The organism is Pseudomonas sp. (assembly GCF_049590575.1).
GTDB lineage: Bacteria > Pseudomonadota > Gammaproteobacteria > Pseudomonadales > Pseudomonadaceae > Aquipseudomonas.
Genome location: NZ_JBAWDE010000223.1, coordinates 1 through 2,050, shown reverse-complemented (window position 1 = coordinate 2,050; position 2,050 = coordinate 1). Strand labels below are relative to the sequence as shown.

Annotated in this window: 1 protein-coding gene; it reads left to right on the top strand. The window is 65.9% G+C overall.

Annotated elements, in window-relative coordinates; genetic code table 11:
* Window positions 1-2,050, top strand: a 2,050-nt coding sequence (locus WBR57_RS15285; RefSeq protein WP_424084535.1) for a xanthine dehydrogenase family protein molybdopterin-binding subunit, incomplete at both ends; no start/stop codon positions are given.

The following is a 2,050-nucleotide window of genomic DNA, read 5'->3' as shown; positions in this document are numbered from 1 at the left end:
GCGGGGCGTTGGGGGCTGAGCACGGCCAGCCTCAAGGTTGCAGCCGGTGTCGTGCAGGCGCCGGACGGGCGCAGCAGCACCTACGCTGAGCTGGTCAGCGGCCAGCATGACCAACTGCACATCAGCGGCGATGCGCCGTTGAAACCTGTCGAGGACTATCGCCTGGTGGGCCAGGGCGCCGCACGCGTGGACATCCCCGCCAAGGCCACCGGCGAGTTGACCTACGTGCACGATATGCGCGTGCCCGACATGCTGCACGGTCGCGTAGTGCGTCCGCCGTATGCCGGGCTGGATTGCGGGGACTTTGTCGGCAACAGCCTGCTGAGTGTGGACGAGGCGTCCATCGCGCATATCCCCGGCATCGTTGCCGTGGTGGTGGTCCGCGATTTTGTCGGCGTGGTGGCCTTGCGCGAAGAGCAGGCGATCAAGGCTGCGCAAGCGCTGCACGTGCAGTGGAAACCCTGGAACAACGCCTTGCCGGACATGAACGATGTCGAGCAGGCGATCCGCGACAATCCACGGGTGCGTCGCACGGTACTCGACCAGGGCAATGTCGATGCAGCCCTGGCCGGCGCCAGCCAGCGCATGCCGCGCAGCTACCTGTGGCCGTACCAGATGCATGGCTCGATCGGCCCGTCCTGTGGCGTGGCGGATTACCAGCCGGGCGGCAGCCGCGTGTGGTCCGGCAGCCAGAACCCGCACCTGTTGCGCGCCGACCTGGCGTGGTTGCTTGAATGCGATGAAGCGCTGATCGACGTGATCCGCATGGAAGCCGCCGGCTGTTATGGGCGCAATTGCGCCGACGATGTGTGCGCCGACGCCTTGCTGCTGTCACGCGCAGTCGGCAAGCCAGTGCGCGTGCAACTGACCCGCGAGCAGGAACACCTGTGGGAGCCAAAGGGCACCGCGCAGTTGATGGACGTCGACGGTGGCCTCAATGCTGACGGCAGCATTGCCGCCTATGACTTTGAAACCAGCTACCCGTCCAACGGCGCACCGACCCTGGCGCTGTTGCTCACCGGCCGCGTGGAACCGGTGGCGGCGATGTTCGAGATGGGCGACCGCACCTCGATCCCACCGTACGCCATTGATAACATGCGTGTGACCATCAACGACATGGCGCCCATCGTGCGCGCCTCGTGGATGCGCGGCGTGTCGGCGTTGCCCAACACGTTCGCGCATGAATCCTATATGGATGAACTCGCGTTTGCCGCCGGCGTCGATCCGGTAGAATACCGCCTGCGTTACCTCAAGGACGAGCGCGCCGTCGACCTGGTGAAATCCACCGCCGAACGCGCCAACTGGTCGCCACGCACCGCGCCGATGCAAACCGCGAATCAAGACCACCTGTTGCGCGGTCGCGGCTTTGCCTACGCGCGCTACATCCACAGCAAGTTCCCCGGCTTCGGCGCGGCGTGGGCGGCCTGGGTAGCGGACGTGGCCATCGACAAACAGACCGGCGATGTGTCGGTAACGCGCGTGGTGATCGGGCATGACTCGGGGATGATGATCAACCCGGCCGGGGTGCAGCATCAGATCCACGGCAATGTGATCCAGTCCACCAGCCGCGTGCTCAAAGAGCGCGTGACCTTTGAAGAATCGACGGTGGCGAGCAAGGAGTGGGGCGGTTACCCGATCCTGACCTTCCCTGAAGTGCCGCAGATCGACGTGCTGATGATGCCGCGCCAGGACCAGCCGCCCATGGGCGCCGGGGAGTCGGCTTCGGTGCCGAGCGCGGCGGCGATTGCCAACGCGATCTATGACGCCACCGGCATTCGTTTTCGCGAGTTGCCGATTACCCCCGAGCGGGTGCTGGCGGCGCTGAATGCCGGCACCCTGGGCGAGCCGGCCAAGTCGCCGGAAAAACGCTGGAAATGGTGGTTCGGTGCATTGTTCGCGACGCTGGGTGCGGTGATGGCCACCGCCTGGCCGTTTCACAATGAAATCGCAGCGATTGCGCCGCCCAGCGCCGGCACCTGGTCCAAGGCCACCCTGGAGCGCGGGCGCTTGCTGGCAGCGGTTGGCGACTGCGCGGTGTGCCATACCGCGC